15 protein-coding genes are annotated in these 16,953 nt (G+C 69.7%); 9 read left to right on the plus strand and 6 right to left on the minus strand.

Annotated features, from left to right (window positions below; all coding sequences use genetic code 11):
- Window positions 1–11 precede the first annotated feature (11 nt).
- From QM708_RS11445 to QM708_RS11455, 3 genes are read right to left on the minus strand one after another with little or no spacing between them, the layout of a single operon-like run.
- A complete protein-coding gene (locus tag QM708_RS11445; RefSeq protein WP_415108373.1) occupies window positions 12–1,049 on the minus strand; it encodes a hypothetical protein in 1,038 nt (345 codons plus the stop codon).
- Window positions 1,046–2,470: an MFS transporter gene (locus tag QM708_RS11450; RefSeq protein ID WP_415108376.1), complete on the minus strand. Its 1,425-nt coding sequence runs from the start codon at window positions 2,468–2,470 to the stop codon at window positions 1,046–1,048. Before QM708_RS11450 ends, QM708_RS11445 begins: the two co-directional genes overlap by 4 nt.
- Window positions 2,467–2,937: a hypothetical protein gene (locus tag QM708_RS11455; protein ID WP_415108379.1), complete on the minus strand. Its 471-nt coding sequence runs from the start codon at window positions 2,935–2,937 to the stop codon at window positions 2,467–2,469. Before QM708_RS11455 ends, QM708_RS11450 begins: the two co-directional genes overlap by 4 nt.
- Window positions 2,938–3,297: 360 nt before the next feature.
- Between QM708_RS11455 and QM708_RS11460 the strand changes: the two genes are divergently transcribed.
- Genes QM708_RS11460 through QM708_RS11495 form a run of 8 tightly spaced genes read left to right on the plus strand, consistent with a single transcriptional unit; the run spans window position 3,298 to window position 12,061 of the window.
- Entirely contained in the window at window positions 3,298–4,332 is a 1,035-nt protein-coding gene (locus tag QM708_RS11460) for a Gfo/Idh/MocA family protein (protein WP_415108381.1), read from the plus strand.
- A complete protein-coding gene (locus QM708_RS11465) occupies window positions 4,329–5,321 on the plus strand; it encodes an NAD-dependent epimerase/dehydratase family protein (RefSeq protein WP_415108384.1) in 993 nt (330 codons plus the stop codon). The genes QM708_RS11460 and QM708_RS11465 overlap by 4 nt, the downstream gene beginning before the upstream one ends.
- Window positions 5,318–6,466 carry a DegT/DnrJ/EryC1/StrS family aminotransferase gene (locus QM708_RS11470; RefSeq protein WP_415108387.1) on the plus strand — a complete coding sequence of 383 codons (1,149 nt, stop codon included), beginning with the start codon at window positions 5,318–5,320 and terminating at the stop codon, window positions 6,464–6,466. Before QM708_RS11465 ends, QM708_RS11470 begins: the two co-directional genes overlap by 4 nt.
- A 1-nt stretch (window position 6,467) precedes the next feature.
- Window positions 6,468–7,100, plus strand: a complete 633-nt coding sequence (locus QM708_RS11475; RefSeq protein WP_415108390.1) for a NeuD/PglB/VioB family sugar acetyltransferase — start codon at window positions 6,468–6,470, stop codon at window positions 7,098–7,100.
- Entirely contained in the window at window positions 7,097–8,215 is a 1,119-nt protein-coding gene (locus tag QM708_RS11480; RefSeq protein WP_415108393.1) for a DegT/DnrJ/EryC1/StrS family aminotransferase, read from the plus strand. The genes QM708_RS11475 and QM708_RS11480 overlap by 4 nt, the downstream gene beginning before the upstream one ends.
- A gap of 11 nt (window positions 8,216–8,226) precedes the next feature.
- Window positions 8,227–9,702 (plus strand): oligosaccharide flippase family protein, encoded by a 1,476-nt coding sequence (locus QM708_RS11485; RefSeq protein ID WP_415108396.1) that lies wholly within the window; start codon window positions 8,227–8,229, stop codon window positions 9,700–9,702.
- Window positions 9,699–10,949 carry a glycosyltransferase family 4 protein gene (locus QM708_RS11490; protein WP_415108399.1) on the plus strand — a complete coding sequence of 417 codons (1,251 nt, stop codon included), beginning with the start codon at window positions 9,699–9,701 and terminating at the stop codon, window positions 10,947–10,949. The genes QM708_RS11485 and QM708_RS11490 overlap by 4 nt, the downstream gene beginning before the upstream one ends.
- Window positions 10,946–12,061: a glycosyltransferase gene (locus QM708_RS11495; RefSeq protein WP_415108402.1), complete on the plus strand. Its 1,116-nt coding sequence runs from the start codon at window positions 10,946–10,948 to the stop codon at window positions 12,059–12,061. The genes QM708_RS11490 and QM708_RS11495 overlap by 4 nt, the downstream gene beginning before the upstream one ends.
- A 62-nt stretch (window positions 12,062–12,123) precedes the next feature.
- On the opposite strand, the gene QM708_RS11500 is transcribed toward QM708_RS11495, so the two are convergent.
- From QM708_RS11500 to QM708_RS11510, 3 genes are all read right to left on the minus strand, one after another.
- Entirely contained in the window at window positions 12,124–13,788 is a 1,665-nt protein-coding gene (locus QM708_RS11500; RefSeq protein ID WP_415111407.1) for a DUF4082 domain-containing protein, read from the minus strand.
- Window positions 13,789–14,133: 345 nt separating this feature from the next.
- Complete coding sequence (locus tag QM708_RS11505) at window positions 14,134–15,468, minus strand: O-antigen ligase family protein (RefSeq protein ID WP_415108405.1); 1,335 nt, start codon at window positions 15,466–15,468, stop codon at window positions 14,134–14,136.
- Window positions 15,465–16,103, minus strand: coding sequence for a hypothetical protein (locus tag QM708_RS11510; RefSeq protein ID WP_415108408.1), 639 nt, complete (start codon window positions 16,101–16,103; stop codon window positions 15,465–15,467). The genes QM708_RS11505 and QM708_RS11510 overlap by 4 nt, the downstream gene beginning before the upstream one ends.
- A gap of 164 nt (window positions 16,104–16,267) precedes the next feature.
- Here QM708_RS11510 and QM708_RS11515 point away from each other — a divergent pair, with 164 nt between their 5' ends.
- A complete protein-coding gene (locus QM708_RS11515; protein WP_415108411.1) occupies window positions 16,268–16,930 on the plus strand; it encodes a hypothetical protein in 663 nt (220 codons plus the stop codon).
- Window positions 16,931–16,953: the final 23 nt, after the last annotated feature.

A 16,953-nucleotide genomic window follows, 5' to 3' on the forward strand; every position in this document is an offset into this window, starting at 1 on the left:
GACCGGGGTGCTCAGCGGATGATCGCGGGCGACCACGCCTGGGGAAGGAACAACTCAGGCGTGGCGTCCGGCCGGGTCGCCGACAGCGCCCAGACGTCGGTGACGCCGGCCTGGTCGGCGCGCGGCAGACCGTAGAGGATCGTGTCGTCGTCGAGCCAGGCGATCTGGTCGTCGAGAGAGGTGCGCTCGCCGGTCAGGACGGTGACCTGTCCCGTGCCGAGATCGAGCACGGCCGGCGTCCAATGCGGGGTTCCGCCCCGGGTGGCGGTCGTCGCCTTGAAGGCCAGCCGGGTGCGGTCGGGCGACAGCGAGGGGCATTCCACCCCTTCGGCGATGGCCTCCAGGGTCTGGTCGGCCGCATTGCCGCGCACCAGCCAGGTCTTGCCCAGCGTCGTCGACTGCGTGGTCGCATAGAAGGTGGTGTCGTCGACGAAGGTGATGCCCCACATATTCCGGTCGACCGGGGCGATCGTCGCGCCGTCGACGGTCAAGGTGTAGAACTCGATGTTGCCCAGATCGCGCGGGGCGGCGGGATCCTCCAGCCCATGGATGACCGTCTCGGTGGAAAATCCGGCGGTCGAGTAGGAATGACCGGTGACGAAGGCGGTGGTGGTCACCCGTGTTCCGTCCGGCGACAACCGTGTGCGGCTGGGGATGCCCGGAAGCGGCCAGCGCGACACCTCCTGCCAGGATCCGTCGAGCATGATCGCGGCGAAGCTGGTGAGGACGCTGCGCTCGGTGCGCAGGCATGAGGCGCGCCCATCGATGGCGTCCACCCGGTCGCACGCGACGTCGGTGACGTCGCGCGGGCCCTGAGGGTCATCCAGGGCCACCACGGACACCTTGCCGAACAGCTGCCCGGGTGCGGTGCTCCGGAAGACGATCCGGGGGCGGCCGTCGAACGCGCCCGCCGCGGCGCGGGTCACGTCGGTGGGCGCGTTGATCTCGGCGTGCGTCCGGCGGCCTTCGTTGACGGCGACGATGACCACCGCCACGACGACGACCAGCACGATGGCGGCGAGCAGGACGCCGCGACTGCGGCCCCTCACGCGTTGGCGTCCGGACGCGCGAAGGACGGTGCCGTGTCTTGGGACTCGGCGGGGTCGTAGACCGCATGCGCGAAGCGGCGCAGCAGCAGGTAGCCGACCGGGACGGCGAGTGCGAGCAGCACGGCCACCGTCATCAGCGCCTCCCCGCGACCCAGCGTGTACCACAGCAATCCGAAGGCCACCGACGACAGCAGCCGTCCGACGGCGACGGCGGTCTGCACGGTGCCGATGGCGGACGCCCGCACCTGCGGCGCCACCATCGCGCCGGCGAGCGCCGCCAGGACGCCGTCGGTGGCCGCGTAGAAGGCACCGAGCAGCGCCAGGACGCCGAGCGACAGCAGCCACGAGCCGGGCACCGCCGCGCCGAGATAGGCCAGCAACAACGCGAGGTGCCCGGCGACGAAGACGCGGGTGCGCCCGAAGCGGTCGGCGAGCTGACCGAAGGGGACGGCCAGCGCCATATAGAACGCGTTCGTGCCGACGTACAGCAGCGGGAACCACTGCGCGGCGAAGCCGTCGCGTTCGAGCAGCGACAGGTAGATGAACCCGTCACCCACGGTGAGGAGCGCGAGCACGCCGGCGACCACGATCGTCCGGCGCATGGCGGGATCGCGCAGGAAGGACCAGGAGAACCGCGGACCGGAGACCAGCTCCAGCCCGGGAGCGTCGCAGCTGCATCCCTTGCATTTGGGCAGCTTGCGTTCCTGGCGGTCACGGTGCTTGGCCAGCCAGGACGCCCGGCGGGGCTGCAGGTCGGGCACCATCAGCAGCAGCACGGCGACACCGATCACCGCCGCGCCCAGCGAGACGACGAAGACGGTGCCGTAGCCGTCCGGGATCAGCCACAAGATGACGAAGGCCAGCAGCGGGCCGAGCGCCGCGCCGGCCGTGTCGAGGGCGCGATGGACGCCGAAGGACCGGCCGATGGTCCGCGGAGTCGACGAGGCGGCGATCAGCGCGTCGCGGGGTGAGGTGCGGATGCCCTTGCCGATCCGGTCGGCGGTGATCAGGGCCACCATGGCGCCCGCGCTGGTGAAGAGCAGCAGTCCCACCCGGGTCAGCATCGAGAGGAAGTACCCGGCGAACGCGACCCACTTCGGTCGCCCGCCCTTGTCGGCCGCCCATCCGGCGGCGATCCGGACCAGCGAGCTCGCCCCCTGCAGGATGCCGTCGACGAAGCCGTAGGCCACCGTCGACAACCCGAGCGCCGCGGTCATGTACAGCGGCAGGATCGCGGCGACCGCCTCGGAGGAGATATCGGTCATCAGCGAGACGACGCCGAGGCTGACCACGGTCGAGGAGACCCGGCCCTTGGTCGATGCCGAGGAGCGCCGGGCGGTGGCCGGCGCGGGTTCCGAGTCGGGAACGGAGCCTGCTCCGAGGGCCGGACGGGCTGCGGCCGTGGCTGGTTCGGGGGTCATCGGCGACCGACTTCCAGCGCGGCGAGCAGCGCGATGGCGCACCCGTCGCCGTCCGGCGTGGTGGTCACGGTGACTCGGTCGTGATCACGGTCGAAGGCGACGCGTGCCCCCGCCGGACGCTCGTGGGTGGCGGACTCGGTGAACCCGCCGCGGGTGAACCAGCCGCGGTAGTCGACGAGCACTCCAGCGCAGGCGCGGGCCGTGCCGGCCGTGAGCGTCACCTGCGCCCGGCCGGAGTCGGTGCTGACCTCGCTGGTACGCACGGTGAAGTCCTCAGGAATGGCGATCACCTCGGTCGGGAAGCCGTCGACCAGGCGATCGGCGGATCCGCCGGGCGGCGCTTCGGTCAAGGCGCCTGCTCCGGCCTGCTCGTCGATCAGCTCGCTGAGGTGCTGCGGCGTGCTGGCCGGGAGCGGCAGGACCTCGCTGCCGGCGCCGCCGCTCTGGCCGCCGCTGCTGCCCTGCACGACGGGAATGCTCGGCGAGGGCGAGGGGCCCCGCGGGTCGCCCGGCGCCGGTAGCGCAGCGCTGCAGGCGGTGATCCCGAATGCGACAACGACTGTCCCAGTCAGAGCAAGAATGGGCATGGTTTTGCGCATGATTCCCCCTTCTTGCGCCCGCAGCTCCCCACTACGGTGCGCCTGACCGCATAGCGCGACGCGGTCATCGCACTCAGTTTATCGGACTCACGCGCGTTGCTGTCTCGCTCTAAGGAAGGGTTTGCGGACCGGCTCGCGGCGCACCTATTCTAACCTGCGGGTTTTGGCACACAGAGAGCGGATCATGATCCGGTGGTCCGAATGGTGCCAGAGGGGGGAAAGCTAAATATGGATACTGCCACTACGCCTCGGGTCGCCGTCATCGGCGCAGGCTACTGGGGTCCGAATCTTGCTCGTAACTTTGCCGCGTCGCCGGAGTGGACGCTGGTCGCGGTGTGCGACCGTGACGAGGCGCGCGCGTCGAAGCTGGCCGCCGCGGTCGGGCACGTCGACGTGGAGACGTCGGTCGACGAGCTGCTCGCGCGCGATGATCTCGACGCGGTGGCGATCGCCACGCCGGCCGCCACGCACCATCCGCTGACGCTGGCCGCGCTGCGCGCCGGCAAGCACGTGGTGGTCGAGAAGCCGATCGCCGACAGCATCGAGAAGGCTCAGGAGATGGTCGACGAGGCCAAGCGCCGCGGCCTGGTCCTGATGACCGATCACACCTTCTGCTACACGCCGGTGGTCGCGAAGATCCGCGAACTGATCGAGAACGGCGATCTCGGCGACATCTTGTTCGTGGATTCCGTGCGGATCAACCTGGGGCTGGTCCAGCCCGACGTGGACGTGTTCTGGGATCTCGCGCCCCATGACCTGTCCATTCTCGATTTCGTGCTGCCCGGCGGGCTCAAGCCGGAGTATGTCGCGGCCCACGGTGGTGACCCGATCGGCGCGGGCAAGGCCTGTGTCGGCCACCTGGTCCTGCCGATCGGCGACGGTGCCGTCGCCAGCGTGCATGTGAACTGGCTCAGCCCGACGAAGGTGCGCCAGATGACGATCGGCGGTTCGCGCCGGACGCTGATCTGGGACGATCTCAACCCGGTTCAGCGGCTCAGCGTGTTCGACCGCGGCGTGACGCTGGAAAGCCAGTCCGCCACCGAACTCGACGGCGACGCCAAGGCCGCGGCCAAGGTGTCCTACCGCCTGGGCGACACCTGGTCGCCGGCCCTCCCGGAGCGCGAGGCGCTGCGGGAGATGGTGAACGAATTTGCGGCCGCGATCCGCGAGGGGCGACCGGCCCGCACCGACGGTGAGGCCGGTCTGCGGGTCCTCCGCGTCCTTGAAGAAGCCACGGCAACGATGAACGGAGCACGCGCATGAGTCAGCTCAAGGGAGCAAACGTCCTGGTCACCGGAGGTGCGGGGACCATCGGATCGACGCTGGTGGACCAGCTGGTCGAGGCCGGTGTGGGGCATGTCGAGGTCATCGACAATCTCGTCCGCGGACGCCGCGCCAATCTGGACGGCGCGCTCGCCTCCGGCAAGGTGACCCTCGTCGAGGGTGACATCCGCGACCGCGACCTGGTCCACGACCTGACCCGCGGCAAGGACCTGGTCTTCCACCAGGCGGCCATTCGGATCACCCAGTGCGCCGAAGAGCCTCGCCTCGCCCTGGAGGTGCTGGTCGACGGCACTTTCAATGTCGTCGAGGCCGCCGCCGAACACGGCGTGGACAAGCTCATCGCCGCCTCCAGCGCGTCCGTGTACGGCATGGCCGAGGAGTTCCCGACCACCGAACGTCACCACCATCACAACAACGACACCCTCTACGGCGCGTCGAAGTCCTTCAACGAGGGATTGATCCGCAGCTTCCGCGCGATGAAGGGCCTCGACTACGTCGTGCTGCGCTACTTCAACGTGTACGGCCCGCGCATGGATGTGCACGGTTTCTACACCGAGGTGCTGGTGCGCTGGATGGAGCGCATCGCCGACGGAAAGGCGCCGCTGATCTTCGGCGACGGCAAGGCCACGATGGACTTCGTCTGCGTGCCCGACATCGCCCGCGCCAACGTGCTGGCGGCGTCCAGCGACGTCGTCGACGGCGTGTACAACATCGCGAGCCAGTCCGAGACCAGCCTGCTCGAGCTGGCCGAGGCGCTGCTGCGCGTGATGGGCTCCGACCTCGGCGTCGAGCACGGCCCCGAGCGCTCGGTCAACAGCGTGGTGCGCCGCATCGCCGACATCTCCGCTGCTCGCCGCGACCTCGGCTGGGAGCCGACCATCGGCCTGGAACAGGGCCTGGCGGAGCTGGTGGAGTGGTGGCGGCCGCTGCGCGAGGAGATCGCGGCGTCCCGCGGGGTGTCTGCATGAGCGAGTTGCCCCGCATCAATGTCATGAAGCCCTGGTTCGGCCAGGAAGAGGCCGACGCGGTGACCGAGGTCATCGCGTCCGGCTGGGTCGCGCAGGGCCCCCGCGTGGTGGCCTTCGAGAAGGCGTTCGCCGAGGCGGTCGAGGCCCCCTTCGCGGTGGCCACCTCGAACTGCACCACCGCGCTCCACCTCGCACTGGTGGTCGCCGGGGTCGAGGCCGGGGACGACGTGGTCGTGCCCTCCTTCTCGTTCATCGCGACGGCGAATGCTCCCACCTACGTCGGGGCGCGTCCGGTGTTCGCCGACGTCGATCCGTTGACCGGCAACCTGACCGCCGCGACGGTCGAGGCGGCGCTGACGCCCGCCACGCGCGCGGTCATCGTCGTCGATCAGGGTGGCGTTCCGGTGGATCTCGGCTCGATCCGTGAGGTGTGCGACCCGCGGGGGATCGTGGTGGTCGAGGACGCGGCCTGTGGCGCCGGCGCGACCTACCGCGGACGCCCGGTGGGTGCCGGCGCGGATGTGGCCGCGTGGTCGTTCCATCCGCGCAAGATCCTCACCACCGGTGAGGGCGGGATGCTCACCACCCAGCACGAGGAGTGGGCGGCGCGCGCCCGGCGGTTGCGCGAGCACGCGATGAGCGTGTCGGCGGCGGAACGCCACGCCAGCCTGGTGTCTCCTCCTGAGGAGTACGGCGAGGTCGGCTTCAACTACCGCATGACGGACCTGCAGGCCGCCGTGGGGCTCGTGCAGCTGGCCAAGCTGCCCGAGGTCACCGCACGCCGCCGTGAGCTTGCTGATCGCTACCGCGCGCTGCTGGCCGACGTCGCCGGCATCCGTCTGGTGGCCGACCCGGAGTGGGGCACCTGCAACTACCAGTCGCTGTGGCTGGAGGTCGGTCCGGAGTACCCGCTCGACCGCGAGGGGCTGCTTCTCGCGCTGGCCGAGGCCGGGGTGTCGGCGCGCCGCGGGATCATGGCGTCTCACCGCCAGCCCGCTTACGCCGATCGCGACACCGGCGACATGCCGCTGCCGGTCACCGAGCATCTCAACGACAACACCTTGATCCTTCCGCTCTACCACCAGCTGACCGAGGAAGACCTCCAGCGGGTGGTGGCGGTGATCGTCAGCGCCGGGCAAGGCTGACATGGCCGCGCTCATCGTCGGCGCCAGCGGCTTGGCGCGCGAGGTACTACCGCTGCTGCGGGAGCGCGCTATCGAACCGATCGGGGTGCTGGACGACCGGCACGCCCAGTTGGGGGGCACGTACGCGGGGCTTCCCCTGTTGGGTGGCATCGACGATGTCGTCGCCCACGCCGGCACCGACCTGGTGCTGTGCGTGGGCTCCAGCCCCGGTCGCGCCGCCGTGCGCGCCCGGCTGGAGGCGCTGGGCGTCGAGGAGTCCCGCTACCTCACCGTGGTGGACCCGTCGGTGCGCAACCCGGCCGGGTGCCCGATCGGCGCGGGCTCGATCCTGTTCGCCGGGGTCGTGCTCACCGCGGACGTGAGCATGGGTGCGTCGGTGGTGGCGATGCCGAATGTGATCTTCACGCACGACTGCGTGATCGACGAAGGCGCGACCTTCGCCGGGGGAGTCAGCCTCGGCGGCAGCGTGCATGTAGGACAAAACGCCTATCTGGGTATGAACGCGACCGTTCTGCCCGGACGGGCCATTGGTAGGGGCGCCGTCGTAGGGATGGGCGCCGTGGTGCTGTCGGATGTTCCCGACGGCGAGACGTGGGCCGGAGTGCCGGCCCGTTCTTTGGGAGGTCAATCATGAAGGTTCCGTTCTTGGATCTGGCGGCGCAGTCCGCCGAGATCGCCGATGAAGTGCTGCCCCGTTGGCAGGAGCAGCTGCTGTCTGCCGGTTTCGTCGGCGGGCCGGAAGTGTCCGCTTTCGAGGCCGAGTACGCCGAATACATCGGCACCCAGTTCTGCGTGGGCGTCGCCAACGGCACTGACGCCGTCGAGCTCGCACTGCGTGCGGTGGGCGTGCAGGCGGGCGACGAGGTGATCGTCCCGGCCAACACGTTCATCGCCACCGCCGAGGCCGCCTCGCGCATCGGTGCCACGCCGGTGCTCGTCGACTGCGACCCCCAGTACCTCCTCCTCGACACCGACGCCGTCGAGGCGGCCGTCACCGAGCGGACCCGCGCCATCGTGCCGGTGCACCTGTACGGTCAGGCGGCCCCGGTCGAAGCGCTGCGGCCGCTGGCCGACAAGCACGGCCTGGCCATCGTCGAGGACGCCGCGCAGTCGCAGGGCGCCTCCTCCAGCGCGGGCCGTGCGGGCGCGCTCGGACGGGTGGCGGCGACCAGCTTCTACCCCGGCAAGAACCTGGGTGCGGCGGGCGACGCCGGCGCGGTCACGACCGACGATCCCGAGATCGCCCGCTTCGTCCGCACGGTGGCCGCGCACGGCAGTGCGGTGAAGTACGTGCACGAAGTGGTGGGCTTCAACTCCCGCCTGGACGCCGTCCAGGCAACGGTGCTGCGGGCCAAGCTGCGCCGCCTCGAAGGCTGGAACGAGGCCCGCCGTGAGGCCGCCGCCCGCTACGCCGCGCTGCTGGCCGACGTCCCCGGTGTGACGGTGCCGGCCTCGCGCCCGGGTAACACCGATGTGTGGCACCTCTACGTCGTCCAGGTGGACGACCGCGACCGCGTGCTCGCCGAGTTGAACGAGGCGGGCGTGGGTGCCGCGCTGCACTACCCGACCCCGCTGCACCTCACCGATGCCTACCGCGACCTCGGCTACGTCAAGGGCCAGTTCCCGGTCGCCGAGAGCACCGCGGGACGCATCCTGTCGCTGCCGATGTTCCCCCACCTGACCGCCGCCCAGCAGGAGCGCGTCGTCGAGGTGCTGCGGGCATCGGTGGCTTCGGGCGCGAAGGCCTGAGAGGCGCGCCCGTGGCACGGCGTCCGAAAGCGCCGGGCTCGCCGGCGCGCGCGCTGGTGTGGAGCTTCGCCAACACCGCGTTCTCGAAGATCGGCGGGATGGCGATCGGTATCGTGCTCGCCAGGCTCCTGGGGCCCGAGCAGTTCGGTACCTTCGCCGTCGCGATGGTCGCCCTGATGGCGGTGCTCAGCTTCAGCGAGCTCGGCGTCAGCCTGGCCATCGTGCGCTGGCGCTCCGATCCGCGCGAGATCGTGCCGACGGTGACCACCATCTCGGTGCTCGCCAGCCTGGCCTTCTACGCGGCGGGCTACTTCGCGGCACCGGCGTTCTCGTCGATGATGGGATCGCCGGAGGCGACGCCCGTGGTGCGGTGGCTCCTGGTCGCGGTCGTGGTCAACGGGGTGGTGGCGGCCCCGGCCGCCCTGCTCCAGCGCGAGTTCCGCCAGGGCGTCCGGACGGCGATCGACCAGGTGAACACCTGGCTCGGCGCGGCCGTGTCCATCGTGCTCGCCCTGCTGGGCTGGGGCGCGATGAGCCTGGCGGCCGGACGGATCGTCGGGTCGGTGGTCTCGGGCGTCATGTTCGTGGTCGCGTCGCCGCTCCCGGTGCGCTTCGGCTACAACCGTGAGGTGGCCGGCAAGCTGATCCGTTTCGGCCTGCCCCTGGCCGGCGCCAGCATCGCGGTGTTCCTGATCGGCTACGTCGATCAGATCGCGGCGGGCGCGATCCTGGGCACCGTCGCGCTGGGCTACTACGTGCTGGCGTTCAACCTGGCCAGCTGGCCGGTGACGATGTTCTCGCAGCCGCTGCGCGCGGTCGCCCCGGCCGCGTTCGCGCGCATCCAGGACGACCCCGCGGCGCTGAGCGCCAACTTCCAGGTGGTGTTCCGCGCGATGGCCGCGCTGGCGATCCCGGCCTGTCTGGTGATCGCCGGCAGCGCCGAGCCGATCATCGCCATCGTGTACGGCGAGGAATGGCTTCCGGCCGCCGTCGCGCTGCAATGGCTCGCCGGGTTCGCGGCCGTCCGGATCATGTTCGAGCTCTCCTACGACTTCCTGGTCGTGGTGCGCAAGACCGGCTGGGTGCTCACCGTTCAGCTGATCTGGATCCTCGCCCTCGGCGCGGGGGTCTGGGTGGGCGCGCAGTCCGGCATCGCCGGGATCGCGGCGGCCCAGCTCGTCATCGGCGTCGTGATCGTGCTCCCGCTCTACCTGTGGGGCGTCCACCGCAGTGGTGTGGCGCTGATGGGCGCGCTGGCGCGCAGCCTTCCCTCGTTGCTCGTGGGTGGCGCGGGACTCGCAGCCGCCTTGATCGTGTCGGCGACCGTCCCGGATGCCCTGGCGGCCTTCGGGGTGTGCTTCGCCATCGGCCTGGTCACCCTCGCCGTCGCCATTCTGCTGGATCGCAAGGCCTTCCGTGAGGTGCTTGTCGCCTGGCGCAACCCTGCCCCGGCCACCACCGACCAGCCGAAGGAGGCCCTGGCATGAGGGTGCTCGTCTATCCGCACACGCTCGAGATCGGCGGCAGCCAGCTCAACGCGATCGAACTCGCGGCAGGAGTGCGCGATCTGGGGCACGAAGTGGCCGTGTTCGGACGCCCCGGCGACCTGCTCGAGCGCATCGGCCAGCTGGGCCTGGAGTTCATCGAGGCACCCCCGCAGGGCAAGCGTCCGTCCTTGCCGACCGCGGCCGCCCTCACCCGGCTGGCCCGTGAGCGCGGCTTCGATGTCTTCCACGGCTACGAGTGGCCGCCGATCCTGGACTCGGTGCTGGCCTCGCACCGCTGCGGTGCGGCCACGGTCGGTACCGTCATGTCGATGTCGGTTCCGCCCTTCATCCCGTCGAACACGCCACTGGTCGTCGGCACGAAAGAGATCGAGGACGCCGAACGCCATCGCTCGCTCGTGACGACCATCGAACCGCCGGTCGACCTGAGCTTCAACGACATCGACGCTGACCCGGGGCGGCAGGAGTTCCGCAGCCGGTACGGCCTCGACGACGGGAAGGTCGCGGTCGTGTCGGTCTCCCGGCTCGCGCACGAACTCAAGCTCGAGGGTCTGCTGACCGCGATCGAGGTGATCGGCGATCTGGCCGCGACCCTGCCGGTGCGGCTCGTGGTGGTCGGCGACGGCCCCGCCCGCGCCGAGGTGGAGGACGCCGCCGCGCGCGTGAACGCACGGGCCGGGGCGGGCACCATCGTGCTGGTCGGACGCCTCGACGATCCCCGTCCGGCGTACGCCGCTGCGGACATCTCGATCGGCATGGGAGGCTCGGCGCTGCGCGCGCTGGCCTACGGCAAGCCGCTCATCGTCCAGGGCGAACGCGGATTCTGGCGCACGCTCACCCCCGAAACGCTCGACCAATTCCTGTGGACCGGGTGGTACGGCATCGGCGAGGGGAGCGCACACGGCGCGCAGACCCTGGCCGGCGAACTCCGCCCGCTGCTGGCGCAGCAGGAACGGCGTGCCAGCTTGGGCGCGTTCGGTCTGCGCACGGTGCGCGAGCGCTTCTCGCTCACCCGGGCGTCGGAGCGGCAGCTGGAACTCTATGAGCGCGCCTGTGCCGCACCGCGGGGCTGGGGGAACGCGGGTCCCGAACTCGCCGCCTTGGCCCGCTACACCAGCTACTTCGTCGACAAGCGCGTCCGGCGCGCCATCGGCCGGGAGCGCACCGACGACTTCAACTCGCGGACCGTCACCGCGCGCAACCGGGACAAGAAGGGCGCCCGGCGATGACCGGCGGCCCGATCGTCTGGGTTGCCGGCGTCGGCTGGGACGACGTGCCGGGCACCGACAAGCAACTCGTACTGGTGCTGGGGCGCGAGCATGAGGTCATCTGGGTCGATGCGCCGCGCAAGCACGCCTGGCGGGGCTGGCTGCGCGGCACCGCGCCGGCCGTCGAATCGGTGGCTCCGGGCGTGCTGCGCGCTCGCATCCCGGCGCTGCCCGGCTTCACCCGCTGGCCGATCCGCTACCTGACCGACCTGCTCACCGCGCGCTGCGTGCGGCTGGTCCTGCGCGGCCGCGGACGGCCTCGCGCCGTCGTGGTCGCCAACCCGATCTGGCCCTTCCCCGCCGGGGTCGCGGGCACCAAGGTGCTCTACGTGACCGACGACTGGATCGCCGGCGCCGGGCTGATGGGCCTGTCGACGCGATGGGTCACCGAGCGGCTCGGCCGCAAGGCGTCCCAGAGCGAGCGGTTCGCCGCCATCACCGAGCCACTGGTGGCTCAGGCCCGCGAGCTGGGCCTGGACGACCAGGTGCCGGTGGCGCTGCTGCCCAACGGCGCTCCGGTGGTGGAGGTCTCCCCGGGGCATCGCGAACCGGTGGCCGGGGTGGTCGGCCAGATCAACGAACGCACCGACCTGGCCTGCCTGGAGGCTGTCGCCGAGGCAGGCGTCCGGGTGCGCATCATGGGTCCGCGCGCCGATCGTGACCCCGAGTTCGGCCGGCGCTTCGAGGCGCTACTGCGGCACCCGAACGTCACCTGGCTCGGTGTTCTCGGCACCGAGGAACTCGCCGCGGAGCTTTCTCGGATGAGCGTCGGCCTCACCGCCTATGCCGACTCGGTGTTCAACGAGGCGAGCTTCCCGCTGAAGACGCTGGAATACCTGGCCGCCGGCGTGCCGGTCGTCTCGACCGATCTTCCGGCTTCACATTGGCTGGACACGCCGCATGTGCGGATCGCCGGCGACCCCGCCGGGTTCGCCGCGCTGGTGGCGGCGGCGATCGAGGAGACCGACGGGCACCCCGGCCCGCACCCCGGCGAGGCGGACCGGATCGCGTTCGCGCGCACCCACGGCTGGGACGCCCGCGCCCGCGCCTTCATCGAGCTGCTCGATTCCTGACCACAACGGCTGACGCCGCTGACGACCAGGTCGTCAGCGGCGTCAGCCGTCTTCAGGATCGCTCAGGCGAGCGAGACCTTGTAGATGTGGTAGTCGTACTCGTTGGCGAAGTTGTCGGTGAAGCGACCATCGGTCACCTTCAGCGTCCGGCCCTCGCCGTACACCTCCACCGAGGTGCCCTTGACACCGGGGGGAAGGGTGAACGTGCGGGAACCGGTCTTGCCGTCCGTCATCGCGAAGATGTAGGCGTCGCCACCGTAGGTCTTCAACATCGTGTCCAGGCCGCTCCCGAAGGTCCACACGTAGGACTGCGTGTTGATCACCCGCGCCAGCTTGTGAATGAGGTTGTTCACCTCACCCATCGCCTTGATCTGCGGGTAGCCGCAGAAGGAGGAACCCTGGCGCTGCGCGCTCCGCAGGGCGCCTGCCGTCTGGCAGTTGCCGGTGTAGGACTGGTTGAAGTAGATCAGGCCGCGGGCTTCGTTGATGACGGAGTTCATCGCGGCGCCCTTGACCTGGCCGGGCGTGATGTACGGACGGTGCTGGTCGGCGGTGGACAGCCCGTTGAGGTTCTCGATGAACATCCAGCGAGGCTGAATCCGTCCGTCCGCGGCGTCACGGATCGTCAGCGCGTTCGTCGTCTTGCCGTAGCTGGACGACGTCCGGCAGGTCTCCTTGGACACCGGGTCGGCGTAGAGGTGACCGCGGAACTGCGACCAGTCGCAGTTGTAGAGGGAGTACCAGTACATGTCGACCGAGGAGACGTCCGGCGTGTTCACATACTTCTCTTGCGCCTTGACATCGATATCGATGCCCGTCACCAGCTGCGTGTAGTTGGCGTAGGTGAACTTGCCCGAGCCCTTCCACTCGTTGTGCATGTTCTGGATCATCGAAGTGCCCTCATTCGGGCTGAAGCGTCCGTCCACCTCGTCGTCCAGGAAGACACCGGGCCAGTTCGGCGAGTGATCCTTGAAAGTGCTGTTGAGCTTGCTGCCCAGCCAGTACATGTCGTTGCGCTCGAACAGACCGAAGTCGGTCCCTTCCCACAAGCCGGCGTAGTAGTTGATGCCTTGGCTCTTGTCCCACTGCACCTCGGCGTCGGACGAGATCGACTCGTGCCAGATGCCGATGGGGAAGAAGGACGGATCGGTCCACTCCGAAGCATCCGAGAACTGGGCCCAGTAGTTGGGGCCGCCTTCCCAGGGAACGCGCGGCAGGTTGAGGCCGGCCGCGGTCGCGTCGTTGTTGGGCACCGTCGGCTTGGACTGAGGCTTCTCCGGCGCGGGGTCCGCGGTGCGCGACGGCGTCATCGTCGGCTTGGCGGGCGTCGAAGGCCGAGGCGCGGTCGGAGCCGGCGTGGTGGTCCCCGGCGTGTCGGACACGAGGAGGTCCACGTGGTAGTTCGACGAGCGGTAGGTGTTCGTCGGGACGCTTCCCTGCTCGTAGGTGTAGACGCCCGCGTCCTGCGGAATGTTGAAGACACCGCTGGTCGTCGGCCGCGTGAAAGCGAGCTCGTCAGCCGGGTACTGCCCCTTGGGCGCGGTGTAGGACACCGTGTAGGTGCGCCCGGTCTGCAGCGGCACGCCCGTGGCGAAGTTGGCCTGGACGAGACCGCCGTTGCCGCTGAGGCGGGTCTGCGCGAGGCGGGTGCCGTTCGCGTCCCACAACGTGGCGGTGGTTCCGCTGGTGGTGGCGTTCTGCGAACGGGACCTGGACGCCGAGGGCAGTCACCGGCTTGGTCACGCTGAAACGGAACCCGAGTTCGACCCAGCGAGTTTCGGGATCTGCTGCGAGTTGCGGGCGGACATTGTCGCTGAAAGCGGATGTGGTGGCCGCTGACACGGGTTGTGCGGTGGCCACGAGGGCGATGGTGGTCGCGAGTCCGAGAGTGAAGAGGGTGCCGGCAATCCGGCGAGGTCTGTCACACGGAGAGTTGGTCTCCTGGTGGTCATTCTGGATGGTTCGATTGCGCACTGGCTGGCCTTTCGACAGTCGTTTGCTCTCCCCCCCAGGTGCCCTAAGAGTATGCAGGAGCGCACGCGGGTGATGTCAAACTGGCCTGTGCGTGGACATCAAGACGTGGGAACTGTCCCGCCGTGATTCGTGTCTTTTGATGCGGGCCGCGAAGTGGCGCAGACAACCGATGATGCACCGCACAGACCGACGATCAAGGCCAGAGTTCCGGCGGCCATCGTGAACGAAAAAGCGTCAAAAAGTGCTACCAGAAGGGCCGCCACGCTGAGTGAGGCCGTGAGGGCCCGTGTCTGCGTGCGCAACGCCACATCGGCGGTGCGACGGCTGGCGCGCAGACTGACCACGAATGCGGCCACCACGAGCGCGACGAATGCCGCCAGCCCGAGGACGCCGAGTTCGACCAGCAAGCCCAAGTAGGCGTTGTCGAGGATGCGGTAGCGGGGCAGGAGCGTGCCGAATCCTCGGCCGATGAACGGGTGCGCGCTCCAGATCTCGAGGGCCGGGCCCCAGCTGTGCAGCCGTGAGTTGGTGCTGGCGTCGCTGCCGGCGAACAGGCTGCGGAGGGTGCCGAACATGCCCGGCACCAGCACATACACCACACCCAGCAGGAAGACGGCGGCGATCATCAGATACCCGCGGGTCTTCTTCGGCCAGGAGGGGAACAAGAAGGCCACGCCCAGCACCACCGACAAGACGGCGGAGCGTGACACGGCGAACAGCGAGGCCACCAGGATCGCCGCGCTCGAGTACCACCGGACGGCGGCGGTGGCCGTCGACACGAACAGCGCGCGATTGAGTGCCAGGGGCAGAGCGCAGCCCAGCACGGCGGCGTACTCGAGCGGATGCGCCGCCATGGCGCTGGCACGAATCAGGTCGCCACGCTCTTCCAGCCCGAACCCGTTGCTGGTGAATCCGGGCAGCGCCACGCCGGCCAGGAGCTGCTCGCCGGTGGCGAACTGGAGGATGCCCAGGGTCGCCGTCGCGGCCCCGCCGATCGCCACCCGCTGCAACAGCGTCAGGAAGCGCTCCTTCGACTGGATGCCGTCCATGGTGAGAAGCGCCACGCCGGCGAAGGAGGCCAGGCGGATCAGGCCGGAGTCGGTGACCGTCGTCTCGCCCGGAGGCAGCCCGCGCGCGTGCGCTGCCGCGTAGCTGAGCAGCGCGATGATCAAGAAGACCGCCAGCGCGATGCGCACCGGCTGTGCGGGGCCCAGACGCGGCCGGCGGCGCTGGATTGTCGCCAGGATCCACCAGGCCAGGCACACCAGCCCGATCAGCGTCGACGGACGTCCGACCGAGCCGATGGCCGCGATCGCCCCCGCCGACGGAAACGCATACAGCGCCACCAGATAGATGGTCAGCAGCGACACGGCATCGAAGGGGTGTTTCTTCTTCTTGGCTACGGGCGATACCGACCGCGCCGGAGTGGTCACGATCGGGTGACCGGGTCGGCGATCCGGGAGTCCCCGGACTCCTCGTCCGAGGGTGCCACGCGGCGCGGACTGCGTCCGTCGAGCCACACGGCGGCGATCAGCGTGATGAGCAGGATGCCGCCGCCGACCACCACCGACAGCTGAAGCTGGGCCTTGAGGGAGCGATCCGGCTCGGCGTCTTGCGCCAGCGGCAGCAGCGTGGTCTGCGCCGACGGCGGTGTGTCCACCTCCGCCTGCAGGCGGCCGAGTTCGATGACCAGGGCGTCGTTCGCGCGCTGCAGCAGGCTGGTCGCCCCGTCCGGGCTCGACGAGGTCGCTTGCAGGACGACGACCGGGCCGGCGGTGGTGCCGTCGATCTCCACGACCAACTCAGCCTGCGGATCGCCGTTGACGACCCGGCTCATCACGTCGTCGGACAGCATCGTCCGCACCAGTAGGTCGCGCTGCTGGGTAAGACCGCCGAGATACAGGAACGGGTTCCCGCCCTCGGGGAAGACGCCCTTGGCCGGGATCAGCACCGCGCTCGATATCTGCGTGTAGCTCGCCGGAACGCTGGTGGACACCCCGGCAACGGCTGCGGCGGCGATCACGATGCCGGCCACGAGGACATACCAACGGCGAACCAGGCTCGCCACGATGTCACGAATCTCCATAACCCCCCCAAATTATGCTGAGCCCATCTTTACATGTTTGGGCAAGGGTTGGCTGACGGAGCCCAGGTTCGGGCTGCTGATAGGGTGGCCGCCGTGAGGTCCGAATACCGACAGCGTGCAGGCGTCAGGGCCGAGGGGCGGGCGTCGTGACCCTCGGTGCCGTGTTGCGCCGCCGCTGGCGTGTCGTCGTGGTCGGCGTGATCCTCACCGTCTTCACCGGCGTCTGGATGGCGTGGCCTCAGCCGTCGTATTCGATCCAGAACGATCTCGTCTTCGTCGCCCCGGGCGCCACGCTGGCCAGCCCCGCCGACGACGCGGTGACCCAGGAACTGGCGGCATTCGCCGCGGTGGTGGAGCGCCGGTACAACCGTGGGCCGGTGTTCCGGCTCAGCCGTCCCGACGCGCCCATGTACGGCGCCGGTAAGCGGGAGGGCGTGTTCGTCACCCTGCCGAACCTCGGCAATCAGTGGGTGAACGCCTTTCTGCGCCCGGCGCTGTCGGTGGAGGTGAACGGGAACGATCCCGACGCCCTGATCGCCCTCCACGACCAGACGGTGGAGGAACTGCGGCGGTTGTCGAACGAGGTCCAGGACGAGGCCGGGGTCCCCTGGGACGCACGGATCACGGCATCCCCGATCGCGGCTCGGCCGAAGGTCAACTACGTGGGGTCCAACGACCAGGGCACCATCCGTGCGCTCGCTGCCGTCGCCGCGGCCGGGCTGATCGGCACCCTCTCCAGCGCGGTCCTGATCGATCGCTGGCGCCTGCGTCGTCGTCTCGCCGCGAGCCGACGCGTCGTCGTCTCCTAGGCCGCCTCGATCGACCCGGCCGG

Source organism: Propioniciclava sp., assembly GCF_047602245.1.
Taxonomy (GTDB): Bacteria; Actinomycetota; Actinomycetes; order Propionibacteriales; family Propionibacteriaceae; genus Propioniciclava.